Annotated in this window: 22 protein-coding genes; 16 read left to right on the plus strand and 6 right to left on the minus strand. The window is 73.8% G+C overall.

Annotation, left to right across the window (positions count from 1 at the left end; translation table 11 throughout):
- Positions 1 to 194 precede the first annotated feature (194 nt).
- From OO57_RS15950 to OO57_RS15980, 7 genes are all read left to right on the plus strand, one after another.
- Complete coding sequence (locus OO57_RS15950; RefSeq protein WP_418909890.1) at positions 195 to 1,160, plus strand: carbohydrate ABC transporter permease; 966 nt, start codon at positions 195 to 197, stop codon at positions 1,158 to 1,160.
- A 71-nt stretch (positions 1,161 to 1,231) separates the two neighbouring features.
- Positions 1,232 to 2,023: a carbohydrate ABC transporter permease gene (locus OO57_RS15955; RefSeq protein WP_234337364.1), complete on the plus strand. Its 792-nt coding sequence runs from the start codon at positions 1,232 to 1,234 to the stop codon at positions 2,021 to 2,023.
- Positions 2,024 to 2,132: 109 nt separating this feature from the next.
- The gene (locus OO57_RS15960) at positions 2,133 to 3,161 is read left to right on the plus strand and encodes a LacI family DNA-binding transcriptional regulator (RefSeq protein WP_033253138.1); all 1,029 of its coding nucleotides are present in this window, start codon (positions 2,133 to 2,135) and stop codon (positions 3,159 to 3,161) included.
- A 97-nt stretch (positions 3,162 to 3,258) separates the two neighbouring features.
- Positions 3,259 to 4,464, plus strand: a complete 1,206-nt coding sequence (gene manA / locus OO57_RS15965) for a mannose-6-phosphate isomerase, class I (RefSeq protein WP_033253139.1) — start codon at positions 3,259 to 3,261, stop codon at positions 4,462 to 4,464.
- 148 nt (positions 4,465 to 4,612) lie between these two features.
- Entirely contained in the window at positions 4,613 to 5,224 is a 612-nt protein-coding gene (locus OO57_RS15970; RefSeq protein ID WP_033253140.1) for a GDSL-type esterase/lipase family protein, read from the plus strand.
- A 55-nt stretch (positions 5,225 to 5,279) separates the two neighbouring features.
- The gene (locus tag OO57_RS15975; RefSeq protein ID WP_033253141.1) at positions 5,280 to 5,771 is read left to right on the plus strand and encodes a hypothetical protein; all 492 of its coding nucleotides are present in this window, start codon (positions 5,280 to 5,282) and stop codon (positions 5,769 to 5,771) included.
- Positions 5,772 to 5,871: 100 nt separating this feature from the next.
- The gene (locus OO57_RS15980) at positions 5,872 to 6,903 is read left to right on the plus strand and encodes a LacI family DNA-binding transcriptional regulator (protein ID WP_033253142.1); all 1,032 of its coding nucleotides are present in this window, start codon (positions 5,872 to 5,874) and stop codon (positions 6,901 to 6,903) included.
- 41 nt (positions 6,904 to 6,944) lie between these two features.
- On the opposite strand, the gene OO57_RS15985 is transcribed toward OO57_RS15980, so the two are convergent.
- Positions 6,945 to 7,607 carry a hypothetical protein gene (locus tag OO57_RS15985; RefSeq protein WP_033253143.1) on the minus strand — a complete coding sequence of 221 codons (663 nt, stop codon included), beginning with the start codon at positions 7,605 to 7,607 and terminating at the stop codon, positions 6,945 to 6,947.
- Positions 7,608 to 7,752: 145 nt separating this feature from the next.
- Here OO57_RS15985 and OO57_RS15990 point away from each other — a divergent pair, with 145 nt between their 5' ends.
- Positions 7,753 to 8,769, plus strand: a complete 1,017-nt coding sequence (locus OO57_RS15990; RefSeq protein WP_033253144.1) for a LacI family DNA-binding transcriptional regulator — start codon at positions 7,753 to 7,755, stop codon at positions 8,767 to 8,769.
- 71 nt (positions 8,770 to 8,840) lie between these two features.
- On the opposite strand, the gene OO57_RS15995 is transcribed toward OO57_RS15990, so the two are convergent.
- The 3 genes from OO57_RS15995 to OO57_RS16005 all read right to left on the minus strand — a co-directional run bounded on the left by OO57_RS15995 (position 8,841) and on the right by OO57_RS16005 (position 11,310).
- Positions 8,841 to 9,209 (minus strand): hypothetical protein, encoded by a 369-nt coding sequence (locus OO57_RS15995; RefSeq protein WP_033253185.1) that lies wholly within the window; start codon positions 9,207 to 9,209, stop codon positions 8,841 to 8,843.
- 31 nt (positions 9,210 to 9,240) lie between these two features.
- Positions 9,241 to 9,750 (minus strand): hypothetical protein, encoded by a 510-nt coding sequence (locus OO57_RS16000; protein WP_033253145.1) that lies wholly within the window; start codon positions 9,748 to 9,750, stop codon positions 9,241 to 9,243.
- 507 nt (positions 9,751 to 10,257) lie between these two features.
- Complete coding sequence (locus OO57_RS16005; RefSeq protein ID WP_234337361.1) at positions 10,258 to 11,310, minus strand: LacI family DNA-binding transcriptional regulator; 1,053 nt, start codon at positions 11,308 to 11,310, stop codon at positions 10,258 to 10,260.
- Between the two features lie 404 nt (positions 11,311 to 11,714).
- Here OO57_RS16005 and OO57_RS39500 point away from each other — a divergent pair, with 404 nt between their 5' ends.
- From OO57_RS39500 to OO57_RS16030, 5 genes are all read left to right on the plus strand, one after another.
- Complete coding sequence (locus OO57_RS39500; RefSeq protein WP_051777701.1) at positions 11,715 to 13,469, plus strand: cellulose binding domain-containing protein; 1,755 nt, start codon at positions 11,715 to 11,717, stop codon at positions 13,467 to 13,469.
- Between the two features lie 85 nt (positions 13,470 to 13,554).
- Positions 13,555 to 14,871: an ABC transporter substrate-binding protein gene (locus OO57_RS16015; protein WP_033253146.1), complete on the plus strand. Its 1,317-nt coding sequence runs from the start codon at positions 13,555 to 13,557 to the stop codon at positions 14,869 to 14,871.
- 250 nt (positions 14,872 to 15,121) lie between these two features.
- Positions 15,122 to 17,548: a glycoside hydrolase family 2 protein gene (locus OO57_RS16020; protein WP_033253147.1), complete on the plus strand. Its 2,427-nt coding sequence runs from the start codon at positions 15,122 to 15,124 to the stop codon at positions 17,546 to 17,548.
- 231 nt (positions 17,549 to 17,779) lie between these two features.
- On the plus strand, positions 17,780 to 18,607 hold the full coding sequence (locus tag OO57_RS16025; protein ID WP_033253148.1) for an alpha/beta fold hydrolase: 828 nt from the start codon (positions 17,780 to 17,782) through the stop codon (positions 18,605 to 18,607).
- Between the two features lie 43 nt (positions 18,608 to 18,650).
- Positions 18,651 to 19,673 (plus strand): ADP-ribosylglycohydrolase family protein, encoded by a 1,023-nt coding sequence (locus tag OO57_RS16030; RefSeq protein WP_033253149.1) that lies wholly within the window; start codon positions 18,651 to 18,653, stop codon positions 19,671 to 19,673.
- Positions 19,674 to 19,770: 97 nt separating this feature from the next.
- Here OO57_RS16030 and OO57_RS16035 read toward each other — a convergent pair whose 3' ends face one another.
- Complete coding sequence (locus OO57_RS16035; RefSeq protein WP_033253150.1) at positions 19,771 to 20,670, minus strand: aldo/keto reductase; 900 nt, start codon at positions 20,668 to 20,670, stop codon at positions 19,771 to 19,773.
- Positions 20,671 to 20,978: 308 nt separating this feature from the next.
- Here OO57_RS16035 and OO57_RS16040 point away from each other — a divergent pair, with 308 nt between their 5' ends.
- From OO57_RS16040 to OO57_RS16050, 3 genes are all read left to right on the plus strand, one after another.
- A complete protein-coding gene (locus OO57_RS16040) occupies positions 20,979 to 21,653 on the plus strand; it encodes a DedA family protein (protein ID WP_033253151.1) in 675 nt (224 codons plus the stop codon).
- 122 nt (positions 21,654 to 21,775) lie between these two features.
- Positions 21,776 to 22,453, plus strand: a complete 678-nt coding sequence (locus tag OO57_RS16045; protein WP_033253152.1) for an O-methyltransferase — start codon at positions 21,776 to 21,778, stop codon at positions 22,451 to 22,453.
- A gap of 56 nt (positions 22,454 to 22,509) precedes the next feature.
- Positions 22,510 to 23,400, plus strand: coding sequence for a Gfo/Idh/MocA family protein (locus OO57_RS16050; RefSeq protein ID WP_033253153.1), 891 nt, complete (start codon positions 22,510 to 22,512; stop codon positions 23,398 to 23,400).
- 52 nt (positions 23,401 to 23,452) lie between these two features.
- Here OO57_RS16050 and OO57_RS43850 read toward each other — a convergent pair whose 3' ends face one another.
- On the minus strand, positions 23,453 to 23,596 hold the full coding sequence (locus tag OO57_RS43850) for a hypothetical protein (protein ID WP_158715137.1): 144 nt from the start codon (positions 23,594 to 23,596) through the stop codon (positions 23,453 to 23,455).
- Positions 23,597 to 23,630: the final 34 nt, after the last annotated feature.

A 23,630-nucleotide genomic window follows, 5' to 3' on the forward strand; every position in this document is an offset into this window, starting at 1 on the left:
ACATCGCCCGCGGCGCCGCCTCCGGCGACCTGGACGGCTACTTCGCCGAGCTGAACAAGAAGTGGTCCCAGGCACAGAAGACCGTCAACGGCTGACCCCACCGGCCCAGTTGACCGAGCGGCACGGCCGGAACCCCACCGGCCGCGCCGCCCACCGGGTGTCAGGACTTGAAGAAGGAACGGAAGATGACTGCACTGCAGAGGGACCGGGGCGCCGGAAAGCCCCCCGCGCAGGCCGCGGCGGACGGCGGCGCCGACCGGGCCGACCGGCGCCGCGCTCCCCGGCGCAAGGCTCTGCGCCGCCACTGGTGGTTCACGCCGTGGCTGTACCTGGTGGTACCGCTGGCGTTCCTGGTGACGTTCACGTACCTGCCGATCGGCGACATGATCGGCTACAGCTTCACCGACTGGGACGGGATCAGCCCGGAGCGCAACAACGTCGGCCTGGAGAACTACACCGACCTGTTCACCCGGCCCGAGCTGTTCAAGGTGTTCCTGGTCTCCGGCGTCTACCTGGTCGCCGCGGTGCTGCAGATCGCGCTGGCCCTGTACTTCGCCACCGTGCTGAGCTTCAACACCCGCTTCCGGAACCTGTTCAAGGGCATCCTGTTCTTCCCGTACCTGATCAACGGCGTGGCGATCGGGTTCGTGTTCCTGTTCTTCTTCCAGCCGCACGGCACCCTCGACTCGCTGCTGTCGCTGGTCGGCGTGCACGGCAAGCACCAGTGGCTCGGCGACCCGGACCTGGTCAACAAGTCGCTGGCGGGCGTGTCGGTGTGGCGCTACACCGGGCTGAACCTGGTGCTGTTCCTCGGCGCCATCCAGTCGATCCCGCCGCACCTGTACGAGGCCGCGGCGCTGGACGGCGCCAACCGCTGGCAGCAGTTCCGGCACATCATCGCGCCCAGCATCAAGCCGGTGATCAGCCTCAGCGCGATCCTCGCGGTCTCCGGCTCGCTCGCCGTCTTCGAGATCCCGTACATCATGACGGGCGGCGCCAACGGCTCGCAGACCTTCGTCATCCAGAGCATCAACATGGCGTTCAAGTTCGACAAGTTCGGGCTCGCCTCGGCCAGCGCCGTCGTGCTGATCGTCCTGATCCTGATCGTCACCTGGATCCAGCGCCGCCTGGTGCCGGAGGAGAGGGTGGAACTGTCGTGACCACCAACGCCGCTACGAACGACCGCCGCCGTTTCCACGCCCGCTCCGCCGCCGCGTCCGGTGCCAAGTACCTGTCGCTGGTGCTGGCCAGCGCCGTGGTGCTGGTGCCGCTGCTGGTGATCCTGTTCACCTCGCTGAAGACCCGCAAGGAGGCCCTGGCCACCGGGCCGCTGGACCTGCCCGCGAACTGGTTCAACTTCGAGAACTTCAAGATCGCCTTCACCCAGGGCCACATGATGCCGGCGTTCCTGAACACCGGGATCATCCTGCTGGTCTCCGTCACCGGCACCGTGCTGATTGGCTCGATGACCGCCTACGCCATCGACCGCTTCGAGTTCCGGTTCAAGAAGCTCGTCATGGCCGCGTTCCTGCTCGCCAGCCTGGTGCCGTCGGTGACCACCCAGGTCGCCACCTTCCAGATCGTCAACGAGCTCGGCGCGTTCAACAGCCGCTGGGCGCCGATCCTGCTCTACCTCGGCACCGACATCATCTCGATCTACATCTTCCTGCAGTTCATCCGCTCCATCCCGGTCTCGCTGGACGAGGCGGCCCGGCTCGACGGCGCCAACTCGTTCACCATCTACTGGCGGATCATCCTGCCGATGCTCAAGCCCGCCATCGCCACCGTGGTGATCGTCAAGGGGGTGACCGTGTACAACGACTTCTTCATCCCCTTCCTGTACATGCCCTCCACCGACCTGGGCACCATCTCCACCTCGCTGTTCCGCTTCCAGGGCCCGTTCGGCGTCAACTGGGAGATCATCTCGGCCGGCGCGATCCTGGTCATCCTCCCCACCCTGGTCGTCTTCCTCGCCCTGCAGCGCCTCATCTACGCCGGCTTCGCGGCCGGCTCCAGCAAGTGAGCCGCCGCACCGGGGGGAACGGGCGGCGGTCGGCAGGGAACGCGCGGCGGCACCGCACCTGCGCCGCGGTGCCGCCGCGCGGGGAGCCGGCGGGACGGGAGGCGGGGCGATGAGCGGACGCGTCACCATCCGGGAGGTCGCCGCCCTCGCCGGGGTCTCGGCCGGGGCCGTCTCGCTCGCGCTGAACGACCGGCCCGGGGTGTCCGCGTCCACCCGGGAACGGATCCGGGCCGCCGCCGAACAGCTCGGCTGGGTGCCCAGCCAGGCCGCCCGCAGCCTGGCCCGGCTCGCCCCCGGCACCGACACCGTCGGGTTGGTCATCACCCGCCCGGCCCGCCAACTCGGCCTGGAACCCTTCTACATGGAGTTCATCTCCGGCATCCAGAGCGTGCTGGAGGAACGCTCGGCGACCCTGCTGCTGCGGCTGGTCCGCGACCGGGAGCAGGAGATCGCCGTGCACCGCACCTGGTGGCGCACCCGCCGGGTCAGCGGCTCCGTCCTGGTCGACCTCACCGAGGCCGACCCGCGGATCCCCGCGCTCGCCGCGCTCGGCATGCCGACCGTCGCGGCGGGCCACCCCGGCCTGGCCGGAGGGGAGTTGGCCGCCGTCTGGACCGACGACTCGGCCGCCGTCGAGGACGCCGTCCGCTACCTCGCGATGCTCGGCCACCGCCGGATCGCCCGGGTCGGCGGCGACCCCGGCCTCGGCCACACCGCGATCCGCACCAGGGCGCTGGCCGCCGTCGCCGCACAGCTCGGACTGGAGCCGCCCCGCAGCGTCCCCACCGACTTCTCCGGCCAGGCCGGGGCCCGCGCCACCCGGATGCTGCTGGCCTCCGCCCACCGCCCCACCGCGATCATCTACGACAACGACATCATGGCCGTCGCGGGCATCTCGGTCGCCGCCGAGTTCGGCCTGCACGTCCCCGCCGACCTGTCCCTGATCGCCTGGGACGACTCCCAGCTGTGCCGCCTCACCCACCCCGCGCTGTCCGCGATGAGCCACGACGTGCACGGGTACGGGGCCCTGGTCGCCCGCACCCTGTTCGACGTCATCGAGCACCGCGGCGCACCCGTCGGACCGGCCCCCACGCCCGTCCTGGTGCCGCGCGGCAGCAGCGCCCCGCCGACCCACTGACCGCCCCTCCCGCAGACTCCCGGTCCGTCCACGACTCCCTTTGAGGGTAAGGAAGTTCGCGGACGGGCCGGGGCACCACCCGCCCGGAGCGCACCCGATGACCGCCGACCTGCTCACCACCACGATCCGCCGCTACGCCTGGGGCTCGACCACCGCGATCGCCCACCTCACCGGCCGCCCGCCCACCGGCGAACCCGAGGCCGAACTCTGGATGGGCGCCCACCCCGGCGCCCCCTCCCGGATCGACCGCGGCACCGGGAGCGAACCGCTCGACGCGGTCATCGCCCGCGACCCCGCCGCCGAACTCGGCCCCCGGGTCGCCGACCGCTTCGGGCCCCGACTCCCCTTCCTGCTCAAGGTGCTGGCCGCCGAACACGCCCTGTCCGTGCAGGTCCACCCCACCTCCGCCCAGGCCGCCGCCGGGTACGCCGCCGAGGACGCCGCGGGCGTCCCGCTCGACGCCCCGCACCGGATCTACCGCGACCGCAGCCACAAGCCCGAACTCATCTGCGCCCTCGGCGAGTTCGATGCCCTCTGCGGCTTCCGCGACCCGCACGCCACCGCCGACCTGTGGCAGCGCCTCGACCTGCCGGTGCTCGCCCCCTGGATCGACACCCTGCGCACCGCCCCCGCCGGAGCGGCCCTGCGCACCGTGCTGACCGGCGCGCTCGCCGCGGACCGCTCCCGGGGCGAACAGGCTGCCGCCCAACTCCCCTCCGCCCTGCGGAAGTTGGCTGACAGTGCCGACCCGGACGCGGCGAGCTGGGCCGCGTACCTGGCCGCCGCCCGCGACTACCCCGGCGACCCCGGCATCCTCGCCGCGATGCTGCTCAACCACGTCCACCTCGGTGCCGGGCAGGCCCTCCACCTGGACGCCGGAGTCCCGCACGCCTACCTGCGCGGACTCGGCGTCGAGATCATGGCCAACTCCGACAACGTGCTGCGCTGCGGGCTCACCCCCAAGCACGTCGACACCGCCGCCCTCGCCGAGGTCGTCGACTTCCGGCCCACCGCCCCGCACCGCGTCCCCGCCGTCCCCGTCGGCCCCGGCGAACTCGAATTCCTCACCCCCGCCGAGGAGTTCACCCTCTCCCGGATCGAAATCGGCGCCCCCGCCGTGCTCGACGACGACGGCCCGCAGATCCTGCTCTGCACCCGTGGCACCGTCCACCTCCACGACGACTCCACCCTCGGCCCCACCCTCGGACCCGGCGAATCCGCGTACGTCCCGGCCGCGAGCGGGCCGCTGCGGCTGGCCGGGGACGCGACCGTGTTCCGGGCCAGGGTGCCGCGGGCCCGCTGAAACGGCGGCATGCTCGTGGGGCGACGGGGAACGAACCCCACGAACCCGTCCGTCCGTCCACCCGTCCACCCACCCGTCCGTCCACCCGTCCGCCCGCCGCCCGGCGACCGTCACCCCGGGCGGCGGGCCCCCGCGCGAGGAGAGCCGCATGCAGCCCGCCGCCACCGTCCTGTTCCAGGGCGACAGCATCACCGACGCCGGACGCGACCGCGCCCGCCCGGACGACCTCGGCCGCGGCTACGCCGCCCTGGCCGCCGCCGCGCTGCCCGGCACCACCACCGTCCTCAACCGCGGCATCGGCGGCGACCGCCTCACCGACCTGCGCGCCCGCTGGGAGACCGACACCCTCGCCCACCGGCCGGACCTCGTCTCGCTGCTGATCGGCGTCAACGACACCTGGCGCCGCCACGACAGCGGCCTGGCCAGCCCCGTCGACGCCTGGGAGGACGAGTACCGGGAACTGCTGCACCGCCTGCACGCCCACTGCGCCCCCCGACTCGTCCTGATCGAACCCTTCCTCGTCCCCGTCACCGCCGCCCAGTGGACCTGGCGCGAGGACCTCGACCCGCGCATCCAGGCCGTCCGCCGCCTCGCCGCCGAGCACGACGCCCTGCTGCTCGCCGCCGACGGCCTCCTCAACCAGGCCGCCCGCACCGCGGGCGACCCCGCCCTGATCGCCGCCGACGGCGTCCACCCCACCCCCCTCGGCCACCGCCTGCTCGCCGACGCCTGGCTGGCCCTGGTCACCGAGGGGGCGTGAACCCGGCCGTCGCCGCCGCCGAAATCCGCTGGACGGGGTCCGTAGGGTCGACCGCATGACGTACGAGATCTCGTTCTGGCGGGTGCCCGAGGGCAGCACGCTGGAGGACGTCCAGGCGGAGCGGAACGCCGCCTACGACGCCTGGGTCGCCGGGACCGGCGGGGACGACTGCTACCCCCACGGTCTGACGGAGCGCCACCGCGCCGACTGGGCGCGGCTGCTGCGGCGGATCACCGAGGAGATCGGGCCCGGCGAGGCCGAGGAGTTCCCGTACGGCCTGGACTTCTGGCGGATCGGCCCTGACGGCGCCTTCCAACTCCAGTACACCGGCGACACGGCGAGCATCGAGATCCCTCACCGTCACCCGGGCGAGGCCGCGCTCCCGATCACGGACGCGGCGTACCGGGCCGCCCGGATGGTCGAGGAGGAACTCGGCCTGCTGGGCCACGACCACGAGGTCGACCAGCCCGTCCGCACCGGCGACCCGCGCCGGGCCGCCGCCCGCCTCGGCGGCGTCGCAGCCTGGGCGCAGCGCACCCTGGGCTGAACCGGCCGTCGGCCCGGCGGCCCGGCGGCCTACGGCCGGAAGCGGACGGGGGAGGGGCGGGCGTGCCGGGCGGGGCGGTGCGCGCACTATCCTCCCTGACATGACCAGCAGCCCTGCCAGCAGCTCCCGCGGTGCCCGACCGACGATGAAGGACGTCGCGGCCGCCGCCGGGGTCGGGCTGAAGACGGTCTCCCGGGTCGTCAACGGCGAGAGCGGCGTGACCCCCGAGATGGCCGCCCGTGTGCAGGCCGCGATCGAGGCGCTCGGCTTCCGGCGCAACGACAGCGCCCGGCTGCTGCGCACCGGCCGCACCGCCAGCGTCGCGCTGCTGCTGGAGGACATCAGCGACCCGTTCTCCTCCGCGCTCTCCCGGGCCGTCGAACAGGTCGCCGCCGCCGAGGGCTGCCTGCTGTTCACCGGCTCCAGCGCCGAGGACCCGTCCCGGGAACGGGAGTTGGCACTCGCCTTCTGCGCCCGCCGGGTCGACGGACTGATCGTCGTCCCGGCCGGGGACGACCACCGCTACCTGCTGCCCGAGATCGAGTCCGGCACCCCCGTGGTCTTCCTGGACCGCCCCGGCGCCGGCATCGACGCCGACGCCGTGCTCAGCGACAACGCGGGCGGCGCCCGGGCCGGCACCGCCCACCTGATCGCCCACGGCCACCGCCGGATCGGCTTCGTCGGCGACCTCCCCACCATCCACACCGCCGCCGAACGCGCCCGCGGCTACCGCGAGGCGATGGCCGCCGCCGGACTGCCCGTCGACGAACGCTGGGTCGACTGCGGCCCCACCGACCGCGCCCGGGTCGCCGCCGCCGTCCACCGCCTCACCACCGGCCCCGACGCCGTCACCGCCCTGTTCACCGCCAACAACCGCGTCACCCTCGCCGCCCTCCACCACCTCCCCGCCGACCGCCGCCCCGCCCTGGTCGGCTTCGACGACCTCGAACTCGCCGACCTCCTCACCCCCGCCCTCACCGTCGTCGCCCAGGACCCCGTCGCCCTCGGCGCCCTCGCCGCCCGCCGTCTCTTCGACCGCCTCGCGGGCGAGAGCACGCCCCCCGCCCGGCTGGAGATCCCGACGCTGCTCATCCCGCGCGGCTCGGGCGAGACGCCGCCCGGCGGGCGCTGAGAGCGGAAGCGACGGTTCTTCTCTTCAGGCCCCGGGGTTCTTCAGGCCCGGTGGTAGACCAGGTCCAGCCAGTAGCGGTGCTCCTCGTCGAGGAGGTGCGGCGGCAGGGCCGCGATCCAGTCGGCGACCTCGGGGCCGACCGGGAGCTCGCGGTAGAAGCCGAGGCGGAGGTCGGGGAGGCGGGCGGAGTGCAGCCAGTCGCCGACGGTGCGGATGAGGTGCCGTTCGGCGGTCGGGGTGCGGGCCTCCGTCCAGGCGGCGAGCCAGGGGGTGACGGCGCCGGTGGCGACCGCCACGGTCTCCAGGGCCTCGGACGCGTTCGCGCAGTGGCTGGCGAGGGTGGCGGACCACCAGGCGTCCAGGACCTCCCGGACGAGCTCCGCGTGCTGCCAGCCCGACCAGTCGGCGGCGACCAGGCGGGCGGCGACCAGCGGGCCGTCGACGTGCAGCGTGCCGGTGGTCAACTGCCGCAGGATGCGCGGGGCGAGGCGCCGGTACAGGGTGGGGAAGTCGCCCCAGTGGTCGGGGCCCTTCGCCGCCACCGAGTGCAGCAGCCGGTCCGGGACCAGGTCGGGCGGCCCGGAGAGGGCGGCCAACTGCCCGTCGGTGTAGCAGTGTCCGCAGCCGTCGACCACCGGCCCGGGGCGGGCGGTGCGGGCGAGGGCGTCCAGGGCGTGGTGCAGGCGCTGCTGCGCGGTCGTCATGCCGTGTCCCTGCTGGGGTACTCCACCGGGTCGCCCGGCGAAGATTGCGACGCTACCAGGAGCCGATGTGCCGCCCCGCGCCGGGGACCTGACAGGATGGTGACCCGCAGGTGGCGGGTACGCGAGGGACGGGGTGAGCAGCAGGATGCAGCGCCGGGTGACGATCCGGGACGTGGCGGCCCGGGCCGGGGTGTCGGCCGGCGCGGTCTCGCTGGCCCTCAACGACCGGCCGGGCGTCTCCGACGCGACGCGGCGCCGGATCGTCGAGGCGGCCCGCGAACTCGGCTGGTCGCCGAACCTCGCGGCCCGCTCGCTCGCCCAGGGCGACCGGGTGCACACCGTCGGCATGGCGCTCACCCGCGGCGGCGCCGGGCTGGACCAAGTGCAGATGGCGCTGATCGGCGGCATCGAGCAGGTCCTCGCCGAGCGGCCGTGCGCGCTGCTGCTGCACACCGTCCCGGACCGGGACGCCGAGATCGCGCTGTACCGGCAGTGGTGGCAGTCCGGGCGGGTCAACGGATCGGTGCTGGTCGGCGTGGTCACCGACGACCCCCGGCTGGAGCCCGTGCACAAGCTCGGCATGCCCGCCGTCGCGGTCAGCCAGCCCGCGCTGTCCGGCCCGTTCCCCGCCGTGTGGACCGACGACGCCGCCGCGATCGCCGAGGCCGTCCGCTACCTCGCCCTGCTCGGCCACCGCCGGATCGCCCACGTCACCGGCCCCGCCCCGCTCGGCCGCACCCTGCTGCGCGGCGACGCCTTCACCGCGACCGCCGCCGAACTCCCCGGCGTCACCGCCCGCAGCCTCCCCACCGACATCTCCGCCCACGCGGGCGCCCGCGCCACCCGCACCCTGCTGACGGCCGCCGACCGGCCCACCGCGATCGTCTACGACAACGACCTGATGGCCGTCGCCGCGATCGCCGTCGCCGAGGAGCTCGGGCTGCGCGTCCCGCAGGACGTCTCGCTGGTCGCCTGGGACGACTCCGACCTGTGCCGGATCACCCGCCCCCAGCTGTCCGCCCTCAGCCACGACCCGTTCGCGGTCGGCGAGGAGGTCGCCCGCTGCCTGCTGGAACTCATCGACGAGGGCCGCGCCCCGTCCCGCCCGGCCGGCACCCCGGTGCTGGTGCCACGCGGCAGCACGGGGCCCGCGGCGCGCTGAGGCCTGCGGCACGCTGAGGTCCGCGGCGCGCTGAGGCCCGCGGCGGGCTGAGGGTCGCGGCGCGAGGCCGCCTACGGCACGTCGCGGCGGCGCAGGGTCCGCAGGGCCATGGCGAGGGTGACCTCGGTGCCGTCGCTCCAGGAGCAGACCTCCAGCCAGGAGAGGTAGCCGCCCCGGGCGAAGGCCAGCACCTCGCCGGGGCAGTCACCGTCCTCGGTGCGGATCAGGGCCTCGGCGGCCACCACGGTGCGCGGGCCGGACGGCGCGGGCCGGACCGCGGCCGTGTCGAGGTCGAAGTGGGCCGTGCCGCACCCGCACGTGCAGCGCTCCCGCACGCGCAGGTGCGGCAGTTGGGCGCGCAGTGCCAGGTGCACCGGATCGTCGCCGCCGAGGAGCACGTCGAGCACCCCGGCCACGTCGGGAGGAAGGTGCTCGGGCATGCCCGCACCGTACCCCACCTGCACCGTCACCTCACCTGCCGGGTTCCGGGGCGCACGCCCCGGGCGGCGTCCACATCACCCGGACCCGGTCGGCGGTCGCGTCGTAGCCGAGCAGCGGCTCGGTGCCGCCGCCCTCGGAAAAGAGCGGGACCGACCTGCCCAGCCGCCGTCCGATCGCTGCCAGGAAGCCGGACAGCACGTCCAGCCTTTCCTGGCTCTGGAGTTCGCGCAGGTCGACGTCGAAGTCGATCGCCTCGTCGGAGAGGAAGCGGAAGATCGCGCAGACCTCCGGGGCCGGCCACACCAGCAGGTTCGGGCACTCCGCGTCGTCCGGGCGGGAGAGCACGGCCCCGGCCCGCGGCAGCGGCAGCACCGCGTCGCCCTCGCGGTACTCGTGGGCCCAGCCCCGCTGTTGGACCAGGTCGAGGACGGCCTGCCAGTCCGCCGCCGTCGTGCCCGTGACGAACGCATCCGGCAGGTAGCCCCCCTCGGACGGGTCGAGCAGCCACGCGGTCAGGTCGTCCCAGAACAGGTCGGTCATGCCGCCATCCTGCCCTCCGGACACCGCCGGACCGAACGGATTTCCGGGCGCCGCAGCCCCGACGGGGAGTCAGCCGCGGCCCCGACGGGAGGTCAGGTGCGGAGCAGCGCGAGGGCGAGGGCGAGGGTGCGGGCCCGGCCGGACAGCGAGGCGTCCCCTCGTGCAGCCCGCCCACCAGCTCGGCCGGCCCGCCCCGCCGCGCCCCCGGGAGCAGGTCGCCGACCGCGGCCGCCACCCGCAGCGCGAGCCGCCGGGTCTCCTCCGCCGGAGCCGCCAGGCACGGCAGCAGGGCGGGCAGCACCCAGCGGGGCGTGCAGCGCCGCGCGGGCCGGGAACGGGACGGCGGCGGCCGACGCCGAGTGGACCGGGCCCCGGTGGCGGATCGCGTTCACCGGCTCGTCCTGCGCCGCCGCGACGGCCGCCGGGCCCTCCCCGTACAGGGCCGCCGGCAGTTCGGGCAGGTCCGCCGCCGGGCCGTACGCGGACGGGACCCCACCGCCGCGGGGCTCAGTCGGCGGGCGGGGCGGCGGTGGAGCCGCGGGGGGTGAGCTGGGGGGCGAGGTCCTCGTAGCCGTCGACGGGGCGGCCCGCGACGAGGTCGAGGAGGGTGCGGGCGGCGTGGGCGCCGTAGGCGTGGATGTCGCGGGTGAGGGCGGTGAGCGGGGGGCGGACGACCTGGACGAGGGGGGAGTCGTCCCAGGCGACCAGGGAGAGGTCCCGGGGGACGGAGAGGCCGAGTTCCTGGGCGACGGAGAGGCCGGCGACGGCGGTGATGTCGTTGTCGTAGAGGATCGCGGTGGGGCGGGTGGGGGAGAGCAGCAGGCGGCGGGTGGCGCGGGCGCCCTCCTCGCCGGTGTAGTCGGTGTGGACAGTGGGCAGCGCGTCCAGGCCGAGGTCGGCGCAGGCGGCGGTGAAGGCCTCGTCGCGGATGGCGGTGTGGACCAGGCCGGTGAGTCCGGCGACGCGGCCGACCCGGCGGTGGCCGAGGGCGGCGAGGTACTCCATGGTCTCGCGGACGGCGGCGGCGTCGTCGGACCAGACGGGGGTGAGCCTCCCGGAGCCCGAGGGGTGGCCGATGACGACGGTGGGCAGGCCCATCTCCTCCAGCGCGGGCACCCGGGCGTCGTCGCGGCGCAGGTCGACCAGGATCGCGCCGTCGATGTGGCGCTCGCCCCACCAGCGGCGGTACGCCTCCAGGCCGCGTTCGTGGTCGGAGACGACCTGGAGGGCGAGCGAGTAGGAGGCGTCGGAGAGGACCTTCTCGATGCCGCCGATCAGCTCCATGAAGAAGGGCTCGGTGCCGAGCATCCGGGCGGGCCGGCAGAGCGCGAGCCCGACGGCGGCGGCCTTGGCGCCGCTGAGGGCGCGGGCGGCGCTGTTGCGGACGAAGCCGAGTTCCTCGGCGACGGCGGCGATCTTGGCGCGGGTGGCGTCCGAGACGCCTGGTTGACCGTTCAAGGCGTTGGAGACGGAGACCTTGGACACGCCCACGATCTTGGCGATGTCGGCGATGGTCGGCCGCTTCGCCGGCGGGCTCTGCTGCTGGGACACCTGCTCCACGGAACCTTTCAGGACTGCTCGTCGACCGCCCGTCGACCGTTCTGGTGCCGGACGCGGACCTGCTGTGCCCTCTCAAGCTACTACGCGCACCCCGCTCCGCTGTAGCCCGGCGCCCCTACCGGGAGGGTGTTCGCAACAAACGGTTAACCAGGCGTTGACAACGATGTCGAGCCGCCAATACGGTCTTCACGCCTTAATCGGTTAACTGCCGATCGGGCAGGCCGCTGGACGCCTGCCCCGCGCACGAGGAGCACCTCCCCGCAAGACCCGGTGCGGACGGCACGCCCCAACGAACGTCGCCGTCCGCACCGCCGGCCCCGAGCCCCCGTGATTGGGACACCCGGCGGCCGGGGCACCTCACACCCGCACCTCCCACCCCCACAGCCGGGACGAAAGGCACTCGCGTGAACCCGAGACTCCAGCACCACCGCTCCACCGCCCCCACCCGCTCCACCCGCTCCACCGCCCCCACCTCCACCCGCCGCTCCGCCAGGCGCCTGGCGCCGATGGCGTTCCTGCTGGCGGCCTCCGTCGCCGCGGCCGGGCTGACCCTCGGCCGGGCCGACACCGCGCAGGCCGCCGGGGCGGACTCGTTCGCGACCCGCTGCGGCGTGCACTTCTGCCTGGACGGCAAGGAGTACTACTTCGCGGGCACCAACACGTACGACATGTTCACCTACGGCGGCAGCTACGGCGACACCGAGACCCAGTTCATGGACAAGGCCCGGATCGACGCCCAGTTCGCCAACCTCCAGGCCGACAAGGTCGACGTGGTGCGGCTGTGGATGTTCAGCCACGAGAACTGGCACGGCTTCGAGAAGTCGAAGGGCGTCTACGACGAGCAGGAGTTCGCCCAGTTCGACTACATCATCCAGTCCGCCAAGGCGCACGGCATCCGCCTCGTCCCGGTGTTCGAGAACTACTGGGAGGCCTACGGCGGCATCGACACCCGCCTGCAGTGGGAGGGCCTCTCCGGCGGCCAGCCCGGGCGGGCCGCGTTCTTCGACAAGACCCGCTGCCCGGGCTGCTTCACCTCGTACAAGAACTACATCTCGTACGCGCTGAACCGGGTCAACCACTACAGCGGCGTCAAGTACAAGGACGACCCGACCATCTTCGCCTGGGACCTGATGAACGAACCCCGGTACCAGGACCAGAGCGCCGCCGAGAACGTCAACGGGACGACGCTGCGCGCCTGGGTGGACGAGATGGGCGCGTTCGTGAAGTCGATCGACTCCAAGCACCTGCTGGGCGTCGGCCTGGAGGGCCACGGCAGCAACTACGGCTTCGGCGGGGACGAGGGCAACCCCTTCGTCCACGTGCAGCAGTCGCCGTACATCGACTACACCTCCGCGCACCCGTACCCGACCGAGTCCTGGGCGAACCTGAGCCTCGACCAGACCAAGGCGCTGATCCGCTCCTGGATCACCGACTCGCACGACAAGGTCGGGAAGCCGTTCTTCATGGGCGAGTTCAACGTCCACAACGTCGACCGCTCGGCCTGGTGGGGGCAGCTCTACCCCGACTTCGAGGCCGCGGGCGGCGACGGCAGCGCGTTCTGGTGGTACGCGGACCGCAGCGTGGACGGGAAGTTCGGCGTGCTGGCCGGGGCGCCCGAACTGTCGGTGTTCCGCGCCCACTCGGACCGGATGCGTGCCAAGTCCGGTCTGACCAGCGGGACTTCCAGCCCGACGGCGAGCGCGAGTGCGAGCGCGAGTGCGTCCGCCAGTGCGTCGGCCAGTGCCAGCGCCAGTGCGAGTGCCTCCGCGTCCGCGTCCGCGAGCGCGTCCGCGAGTGCCTCCGCGTCCGCGAGTGCCAGTGCCAGTGCGCCCGCCGGGAGTTGTGCGGTGCACTACGGGCTGTCGGACTGGGGCAGCACCTTCAACGGCGACGTGACGGTGAAGAACACCGGCAGCGCGCCGGTCAACGGCTGGCAGGTGGCGTTCGCGTTCCCCGGTGACCAGAAGGTCACCAACATGTGGAACGCGGTGCCGGTGCAGACCGGCAAGCAGGTGGTGGCGAGCAACCCGGCCTCGTACAACACGGTGATCGCGGCCGGCGGCAGCGTCAACTTCGGCTTCAGCGGCAGCTCCAGCGTGGGCACCAACGGCGTTCCGGCCGCCTTCACGCTCAACGGCAAGGCCTGTAGCACCTACTGACGGACAGTCAATTCACTTCGGCTGCCCGGTGGTCGCCCGGTGAGGGGCGGCCGCCGGGCGGTCGGGCACGAGCAAGAGGGAAGCGATGCGCAGAGGATGGGCCGCCCTGGGGTCGGCGACCGCACTGGTCCTGGCCCTGGGCGGGTGCACCGGCGGGGGCGGGCCCGCTCCGCTGGAGGGGGTGGTGGCGGAGGCCGACCGGTCGAAGGTGTCGGGGTCGATCACGGTGCTGACCAACCGGGTCGACCAGGTGAACAGCGGGCTGCTGAAGAAGTACGCGGCCGAGTTCAACGAGCTCTACCCGAAGGTGGAAGTGCACTTCGAGGGCTTCGTCGACTACGAGGGCGAGGTGGGCAAGCGCCTCGCCGAGGGCGACTACGGTGACGTGCTGCTGATCCCGGACGACCTCCCGGCGGGCCAGTTCCCCACCTACTTCGCCTCGTTGGGCAACGCGCGGGAGCTGTCGGACACCTTCGACTACATCGACTACGGCACCGTCGACGAGCGGGTGTACGGCATCGCGAACATCGGCATCGCCTCCGGGATGGTCTACAACAAGGCGGTGTGGGCGCAGGCGGGCATCACCGAGTGGCCCGCCACGCCGGACCGGTTCCTCGCCGACCTGAAGGCGATCAAGGAGAGGACCGGGGCGATCCCGTACTACACCAACTACCACGACGGCTGGCCGCTGCGGCAGTGGACGGACGCGATCGGCGTGCCCAGCTGCGACAACACCGCGCGCGACAAGCTGGCCGCCACCGCCGCACCCTGGGCGCCGGGCGGCGACCTGCACGAGATCGACGGCCTGCTGTACCGGATCGTGCACGGGAAGCTGGCCGAGTCCGAGCCGCAGAGCACCGACTGGGAGCAGTCCAAGAAGCTGCTCGGTACCGGCCGGGTGGCCACCATGGAACTGGGCTCCTGGGCGATCGCGCAGATGCGGGAGGCCGCGCGGGACGCGGGCGCGGATCCGGACGACATCGGGTTCATGCCGCTGCCGGTGCAGCACGACGGGCACTTCTGCACCGTCGTGCAGCCGGACTACAAGTACGCGGTCAACGTGCACTCGGCGCACCAGGACGCGGCCAAGGCCTGGCTGGAGTGGTACGTCACCCGCTCCGGCAGCGCCGCCGCGGAGGAGTCGATCTCCGCGGTGCGCGGCGCCCGGCTGCCCGCCTCGCTGCAACCGCTGGACGACCGGGCGGTGCGGATGATCCCGCAGACCCGGGAGCAGCTGGCGAAGGTCGACGCGATCGACCGGGCCGCGGGCATCGGCCTGGACGCGCCCGACTACCGGCGCAAGCTGGTCGACCTGGCGGCGGGCACCGCCCCCGGCGACCTGGACTCCTACTTCGCGGACCTCAACCGGCGCTGGGGCCGGGCGCAGAAGGCGGTCGGCTGAGTGCTCCCGCCGGACCGGCCCGTCTGGTGAACCGGTAAACCTGCTGTCCCGCCCAGCCCGCCCGTGGCTGGTGGGGCAGCAGTGCCGTTCCCGGCTTTCCAGCAGTTCGCGGGCGAGTCGGCGGGCACTGAAACTCATCAAGGTATTCACATAACCGGTTTATAGACAGGGCCGCTCCGGCGGGGTTACGGTTCTGCTCGCGCCGCAAACCCGACCACCGGTCCGGCCGAACGACCAAGGAGCCGCACGCATGAAGGACACCACCCCGCTCGACCAGGGCTGGAGCCTGCACCACGAAGGGGACCGGCTGCCCGCCACCGTTCCGGGCTGCGTCCACACCGACCTGCTGGACGCCGGGCTGATCCCCGACCCGTTCCTGGACACCAACGAGCTGGAGGTGGCCTGGGTCGGCCGCCGCGACTGGACCTACACGCTGGAACTGCCCGCCCACGGCAGCCGCCACGAGCGCACCGACCTGGTCTTCGACGGCCTCGACACCGCCGCCACCGTCACCCTCGGCGGCACCGAACTCGGCTCCACCCGCAACATGCACCGCCGCTACCGCTTCGACGCCACCGGCCTGGACGGCGAACTGCAGGTCGCCTTCACCAGCGCCTACACCGAGGCCGAACGCGTCCGCACCCTGGTCGGCGACCGGCCCAACGTCTACCCCGAACCGTTCCAGTACATCCGCAAGATGGCCAGCAGCTTCGGCTGGGACTGGGGCCCGACCCTGCCCAGCGCGGGCATCTGGAAGCCCGCCCGGCTGGAGCACTGGTCCACCGCCCGGATCGCCGAGGTCCGCCCGCTGGTCACCGTCGACGGCAGCACCGGCCTGGTCGAGCTGCACGTCACCGTCGAGCGCACCGCCACCGGCACCGGCCGCCCGCTCACCCTCCGCGCCTCGGTGGCCGGCGCCCTCGCCGAGGCCGTCCTGGACGGCGACACCGCCGTCCTCACCCTGGAGGCCGCCGACGTCGCCCTCTGGTGGCCCCGCGGCTACGGCGAACAGCCCCGCTACGACCTCGGCCTCACCCTCGCCGACGGCGACGACCTGCTCGACGCCTGGCAGCGCCGGATCGGCTTCCGCACCGTCGAACTGCACCGCACCCCCGACGCCACCGGCACCCCCTTCACCCTCGCCGTCAACGGCGAGGCGCTGTTCGTCCGCGGCGCCAACTGGATCCCCGACGACACCCTGATCACCCGCGTCACCCCCACCCGCTACCGCCACCGCCTCCAGCAGGCCGCCGACGCCAACATCGACCTGATCCGGGTCTGGGGCGGCGGCATCTACGAGCAGGAGGCCTTCTACGAGGCCTGCGACGAACTCGGCCTGCTGGTCTGGCAGGACTTCCTGTTCGCCTGCTCCGCCTACCCCGAGGAGCAGCCGCTGCGCGGCGAGATCGAGGCCGAGGCCCGCGACAACGTGGTGCGCCTGATGCCGCACCCCTCGCTGGTGCTGTGGAACGGCAACAACGAGAACCTCTGGGGCTTCCGCGACTGGGGCTGGGAGGAGGAGCTCAAGGGCGACGCGGCCGGTGCCGACTCCTGGGGCGAGGGCTACTACCTCGGCGTGCTGCCCCGGATCGTCGCCGAACTCGACCCCACCCGCCCGTACGCGGCCGGCAGCCCCTGGTCCGGCAGCTGGGACCACCACCCCAACGACGTCGACCACGGCACCCACCACTCCTGGGAGGTCTGGAACCGCCAGGACTTCGCCGAGTACCGCGACAGCGTCCCCCGCTTCGTCGCCGAGTTCGGCTGGCAGGCCCCGCCCGCGTACGCCACCCTGCGCCGCGCCCTGCCGACCGAGGACCTCGCCGCCGACTCGCCCGGCATGCTGCACCACCAGAAGGCCGAGGACGGCAACGGCAAGCTGAACCGCGGCGTCGAGCGGCACTTCGAACTGCCCACCGGCCCCGGCGCGTTCGACCGCTGGCACTACCTCACCCAGCTGGTCCAGGCCCGCGCGATCGCCACCGGCATCGAGCACTGGCGCTCGCACTGGCCGCACTGCGCCGGCACCGTCGTCTGGCAGATCAACGACTGCTGGCCGGTCTCCTCCTGGGCCGCCGTCGACGGCGACGGACGCCTCAAGCCGCTCCACCACGAACTGCGCCGCCTCTACGCCGACCGGCTGCTCACCCTGCAGCCCGCCGACCGCGACGGCGCCCCCCGGATCGCCCTGGTCAACCAGGGCGCCGAGGCCTGGACCACCGCGCTGCGCCTGCGCCGCCTGGACGCCGACGGCCACGTCATCGCCGAGACCACCGCCGAACTCACCGCCGACCCCCGCAGCGTGCACCAACTCCCCGTCCCCGACGGGCTGCTGCCCACCGACGGCTCCGGCAAGGAATACCTGGTCGCCGACGCGGACGGCCTGCGCGCCGTGCACTTCCCCGTCCCCGACAAGGCCTTCGCCTACCCCGCCCCGGAGTACGACCTGGCCGTCGAGGAGACCGGGGACGGCGCCCACGAGGTGGTCGTCACCGCCCGCACCCTGGTCCGCGACCTGCTGCTGCAGGCCGACCGGATCGACCCGGCCGCCACTGCCGACCGCGGCCTGACCACCCTGCTGCCCGGCGAGCACACCACCATCCGGGTGCACGGCGTCACCGGCACGCCGACCGCCGAGCAGGTCCGGGCGGCCCTCTTCTGCGTCGAACCGTCCTGAACCGCCTTGCAGTAGACGGTAGTTGAGATCCGTGCCACGGGCCGGGCCCGCCTCCGGGCGAGCCCGGCCCGGGTGCGTGCGGGGCCCCGCTGTGCCTTGAATGGTCGCGGTGCCGCCGTCCAGCCGCCCGGGCCGTACGAGCGCACCGCCCGGGCCGCACGAGCGCTCCGGAGCACCACGCCCGCCGGGCCCGGCCGTCCGCCGCCGCCCGGCCCCGGATCGGAGACACCCATGCCCCACTGCACCACCCGCGACGGCGTCGAGATCTTCTACAAGGACTGGGGGAGCGGCCGCCCGGTCGTCTTCATCCACGGCTGGCCGCTGAACGGCGACGCCTGGCAGGACCAGCTGAAGGCCGTCGCCGACGCGGGCTTCCGCGGCATCGCCCACGACCGGCGCGGCCACGGCCGCTCCACCCCCGTGTGGGACGGCTACGACTTCGACACCTTCGCCGACGACCTGAACGACCTGCTCACCAGCCTCGACCTGCGCGACGTCACCCTCGTCGCGCACTCCATGGGCGGCGGCGAACTCGCCCGCTACATCGGCCGGCACGGCACCGCCCGGATCCGTTCCGCGGTGCTGCTCTCCGCCATCCCGCCGCTGATGCTCCAGGGCCCGGACAACCCCGAGGGCGTGCCGCAGTCCGTCTTCGACGGCATCAAGGCCGGCATCCTCAAGGAGCGCTCGCAGTTCTGGAAGGACTCCTCGGTCGGCTTCTTCTCCGCGAACCGCCCCGGCAGCAAGGCCACCGAGGGCAACAAGGACGCCTTCTGGTACATGGCCATGGCCGAGACGATCCAGGGCGGCGTCGCCTGCGTGGACGCCTTCGCGCACACCGACTTCCACGAGGACCTGAAGAACTTCGACGTCCCGCTGCTGGTCGTCCACGGCGACGACGACCAGATCGTCCCGATCGACGCCACCGGCCGCAAGACCGCCGCCCTCGTCCCCGGCGCGGTGCTCAAGGTCTACGAGGGCGGCTCGCACGGCATCGCCCTCGTGCCCGGCGACAAGGAGAGGTTCAACCAGGACCTGATCGAGTTCCTGAAATCCTGAAGTCCCGACGCCCCCTCCGGGCGGTTCCGGCAGGATGCACGGCATGACCGCCACCCCCGCCACCGCCCGGCAGGCCGCCCGCGACGCACTGGAGGGCCTGGCCCTCGGGGACGCCTTCGGGGAGCGCTGGTTCAAGCTGTTCCGGACGCCCGCCGAGGCGTTCGAGCAGATCCGGACCCGGCGCACCCCCGAGGAGGCGCCCTGGTACTGGACCGACGACACCGCGACCGCCCTGTGCGTGTACCGGGCACTGCTCGACTACGACGGGATCGGCCGCGACGGGATCGGTCGCGACGGGATCGGTCGCGACGGGATCGGCCGCACCCGGCTCGCCGCGATGTTCGGCGCCACCTTCCTCGCCGACCCGGGCCGCGGCTACGGCCGCGGCATGAAGCGGCTGCTGCCCGTCCTCGCCGAGCACCCGCAGCGCTGGAAGGACGAGGCCGTCACGCTGTTCGACGGGCAGGGCAGCCTCGGCAACGGCGCCGCGATGCGGGTCGCCCCGCTCGGCGCCTGGTTCGCCGCGGACCTCGACGAGGCCGCCGAGCAGGCCGTGCACTCCGCCGAGGTCACCCACGCCCACCCCGAGGGCATCGCCGGGGCCGTCGCCGTCGCCCTGGCCGCCGCGCTCGCCGCCCGCGGCCGGACGGACGCGGGCGGCCGGCCGGGCGGACGGCCGGGGAACGCCCCGGCCGGGGCGGAGCTGCTGCGTGAGGTCGCCGCCCGCACCCCCGGCGGGGCGATCCGCGAGGGCGTCACCGCCGCCGCCGACCTGCCCGCCGCGACGGAGCCCTGGCGGGCCGCCGACCTGCTCGGCAGCGGGCAGCGGGTCCGCGCCTCCGACACCGTGCCGTTCGCACTCTGGTCCGCCGCCCATCACCTCGACAGCCTCACCGACGCGCTGTGGACCACCGCCGAGGGCCTCGGCGACGTCGACACCACCTGCGCCATCACCGGCGGCGTGGTCGCCGCCCGCACCGGCCTGTCCGGCGTCCCGGCCGCCTGGCGGGAGCGCCGCGAGGAGCTGCCGGGGTGGGTGGCGCACCCGGGCGTGCCGGGGGAGTAGCGCCGCTACCCGGCGGGCCGTAGCGGTGCTGAGCGGCGGGCCGTAGCGGTGCTGAGCGGCGGGCCGTAGCGCCGCTACCCGGCGGGCCGTAGCACCGCTAAGCGGCGGGGGCGTCCAGCAGGGCGAGTTGGGCGGCGGTCAGGCGCAGGGCCCCGGCGGCGAGGTTCTGCCGCAGGTGCTCGGGGTTCGTCGTGCCGGGGATGGCCAGCACGTGCGGGCCGCGGTGCAGCGTCCAGGCCAGCCGGACCTGGGCGGGCGTCGCGCCGTGCGCGGCGGCGACGGCCCGGACCCGGGCGTCCCGTTCGGTGCCGGGGGCGGCCTCCCGGGCGGTGCCGGAGATGGCGAAGAACGGGACGAAGGCGATGCCGAGTCCGCGGCACAGCTCCAGCAGCCCGTTCTCGTCGGCCAGGCGCCGGTCCAGCCCGTAGGAGTTCTGCACGCACACCACGGGGGCGATCGCCCGGGCCTGGTGGACGTGCTCGGGGCGGGCGTTGGACAGGCCCAGGTGCCGGACCAGCCCGGCCCGCTGCAGCTCGGCGAGGGCGCCGAAGTGCTCGGTGACGGACTCCACGTCCGGCCCGTTGCGGCGCAGGTTGACCACGTCGAGGTGGTCGGTGCCGAGCTGGCGCAGGTTCTCCTCGACCTGGGCGCGCAGCTGCTCGGGCCGCGCCATGGTGTGCCACTCGCCGTCGGGGGTGCGGCCGGGCCCGACCTTCGTCACGACGGCGACCCGGTGGCCGCGCCAGCCCGCCAGCGCCCGGTTGAGCAGTTCGTTGGCGGAGCGCAGCGGCGAGAAGTAGAACGAGGCGGTGTCGACGTGGTCGACGCCCTGCTCGAACGCGGCGTGCAGCAGCCGGACGGCCGCCGCCCGGTCGATCGGCGGGCCGTCGGAGTTGCCGTGCATGCCGTTGCCGGTCAGCCGCATCGCGCCGTAGCCGATCCGGTTCACCTCCAGGTCGCCGAGCCTCCAGGTGCCTGCCGTCGCTGCGTCGCCCATGCGCACGTCCCCTCCGTCGGATGCCAGGAGACGGAGTATGGGCCGGTCAGGGGGTGGGCCGACAGGGCCCGCGGGTGCGGGGAATCTCACCTCCGGACGGGGAACGAACGCATCGGCGCCGGGAGTTGGATCCGGTGTACGAAGGGACGTCGACCGGCCGCCGAGCGGCCGTCGGCGGGCTCGGGGGAGGGGGTCGGCGGGGGCGGCAGCAGCGGATAGGCTGACCCGGCTGGTTCTTTGCCGAAATTTTCCTGTGCGCCGTACGACGTGTCGACGGCCTTGTCCTGCCCAGACGGAGGTACTCCGCCTTGCACGTCGACCAATGGATCAACGACGTCCCACCGACCCTGGTGTACGTCATCATCGGCCTGATCATCGGCCTGGAGAGCCTGGGCATCCCGCTGCCCGGCGAGATCGCCCTGGTCACCGCCTCGCTGCTGGCCGCCAAGGGCACGGTCAGCCCGTGGGGCGTGGCGCTCTGCGCGATCGCGGGCGCGATCATCGGCGACTCGATCGGCTACGCGATCGGGCACAAGGGCGGACGGCCGCTGTTCGAGAAACTCGGCCGCAAGTTCCCCAAGCACTTCGGGCCCGACCACCTGGCCACCGCCGAGCGGCAGTTCCAGCGCTGGGGCATGTGGGCGGTCTTCTTCGGCCGCTTCGTCGCGCTGCTGCGGATCTTCGCGGGCCCGCTGGCCGGCACCCTGCGGATGCCGTACTGGAAGTTCCTGATCGCCAACGTGCTGGGCGGCGTGGTCTGGGCGGGCGGCACCACGCTGCTGGTCTACCAGGTCGGCAAGGTCGCCGAGAAGTACCTGCAGGGCGCCTCGTACATCGGGCTGGGCGCGGCCGTGCTGTTCGGCGCGGGCTCGGCGCTGTGGCTCAAGCGGAAGGCCAAGAAGTCCCGGGCCGAGCACCCGGAGCAGTCCGGCGGCAAGAGCGGCGAACCGCTCGCCGAGACCTTCGCGGAGAGCACCGACTGACCCCGCGCCGCCGCCCGTCCGAGGCCGCCGCGACCCCACCGGGTCGCGGCGGCCTCGGCGTGTCCCGGCGCGTGCCCGGGTAGGTTCGGCAGGCCCGAAGTGATCGCGAAGTGGGGAGAGCCATGCAGAACGACCCGCAGCTGTGGAGCGCGGTGGACGAGTACGCCGAGGCGCTGCTGATCGGCCCGGACGAGGCCCTGGACGCCGCGCGGGAGGCCGCCGACGAGGCCGGGCTGCCGCAGATCGCGGTCGCCGCGAACCAGGGCAAGCTGCTGCACCTGCTGGCCCGGATCCGCGGCGCCCGGCGGATCCTGGAGATCGGCACGCTGGCCGGCTACAGCACCATCTGGCTGGCCCGCGCCCTGCCCGACGGCGGCACCCTGACCACCCTGGAGCTCGACCCGGCGCACGCCGCCGTCGCCACCGCCAACCTGGAACGGGCCGGCCTCGCCGACCGCGTCGAGGTCCGCCTCGGCCCGGCCCTGGACACCCTGGCGCAGCTGGTCGCGCAGGGCGGCGAACCGTACGACTTCTTCTTCGTCGACGCCGACAAGGCCAACATCCCGCAGTACGTCGAGGCCGCCCTCGCACTGGCGGGCCCCGGCGCGGTCGTCGTGGTCGACAACGTGGTGCGCGAGGGCCGGCTCGCCGACGCCGACAGCACCGACCCGGCGGTGCTCGGCGTGCGGCGGATGCACGAGCTGATCGCGGGCGAGAAGCGGCTGGACGCCACCACCGTGCAGACCGTCGGCAGCCGCGGCCACGACGGGTTCACCCTGATCAGGGTCCTGGAGGGGTAGCCCCGCCGGGGCCCCGCGCTCCCGGCGGCCGGGGCCGAGGTGGAAGACTGGGCGGCATGCGCATCGGACTCCTCGGCACCGGCCCCTGGGCGGGCTTCGTGCACGCCCCCGCCCTGGCCGCCCACCCCGACGTCACCTTCGCCGGACTCTGGGGCCGCCGCCCCGAGGCCGCCGCCGAACTCGCGGCCGTCCACGGCGTCCCCGCCTACCCGACGGTCGACGCCCTGCTGGCCGACGTGGACGCGGTCGCGGTCGCCCTCCCGCCGGACGTGCAGGCCGAGTACGCGGCCCGGGCCGCCCGCGCGGGCAAGCACCTGCTGCTGGACAAGCCGGTCGCCGCGACCGTCGACGCCGCCCGCGCCGTCGAGGACGCGGCCGCCGCCACCGGCGTCGCCTCGGTGGTCTTCTTCACCACCCGCTTCGGCCCCACCCAGGAGGCCTGGATCACCGAACAGGCCGCCGCGGGCGGCTGGTTCACCGCCCACAGCCACTGGATCGGCTCGGTCTTCACCACCGACAGCCCGTTCGCCGCCTCCCCCTGGCGCCAGCAGAAGGGCGCACTGTGGGACGTCGGCCCGCACGCCCTCTCCGTCCTGCTGCCCGTCCTCGGCGAGGTCGACCACCTCACCGCCGCCCCCGGCCCCGCCGACACCACCCACCTGGTGCTCCGCCACCGCGGCGGCGCCTCCAGCACCGTCACCCTCAGCCTGACCGCCCCGCCCGCCGCCTCCGCGAACGGCGCCGCCGTCGAACTCCGCGGCACCACCGGCGTCACCGCCCTCCCCGACCGCGACACCGAGGCCACCGACGCCTTCGCCCGCGCGATCGACGCCCTCCTGGCCGCCGCGGCCACCGGCACCCCGCACGCCTGCGACGTCGCCTTCGGACGGCAGGTGGTCGAGGTCCTGGCCGCCGCCGAGGAACAACTGCTGCGCGGCGGACGGTAGCCGACGGCGGGCCGGGGCAGGGGACACGGGCCGGAGCACGGGCGGGGGACGGTCAGAGCGGCTCGGAGCGCTCCGCCGCCGCCGGACCCTCCCGCACCGCCCGCTCGACCTGCTCCTCGGTGCAGACCCGGGCCGGCGTCTTGCGGAGGTGCGCCTCCCGGCCGATGCGCACCCCGGGGAGGTTCGCGGCGTACATCGGCACTGCGGACCTTCGCCGAACGTCCACCGGG

It is taken from the genome of Kitasatospora phosalacinea, assembly GCF_000717185.1.
In the GTDB taxonomy this organism is placed as follows: domain Bacteria; phylum Actinomycetota; class Actinomycetes; order Streptomycetales; family Streptomycetaceae; genus Kitasatospora; species Kitasatospora phosalacinea_A.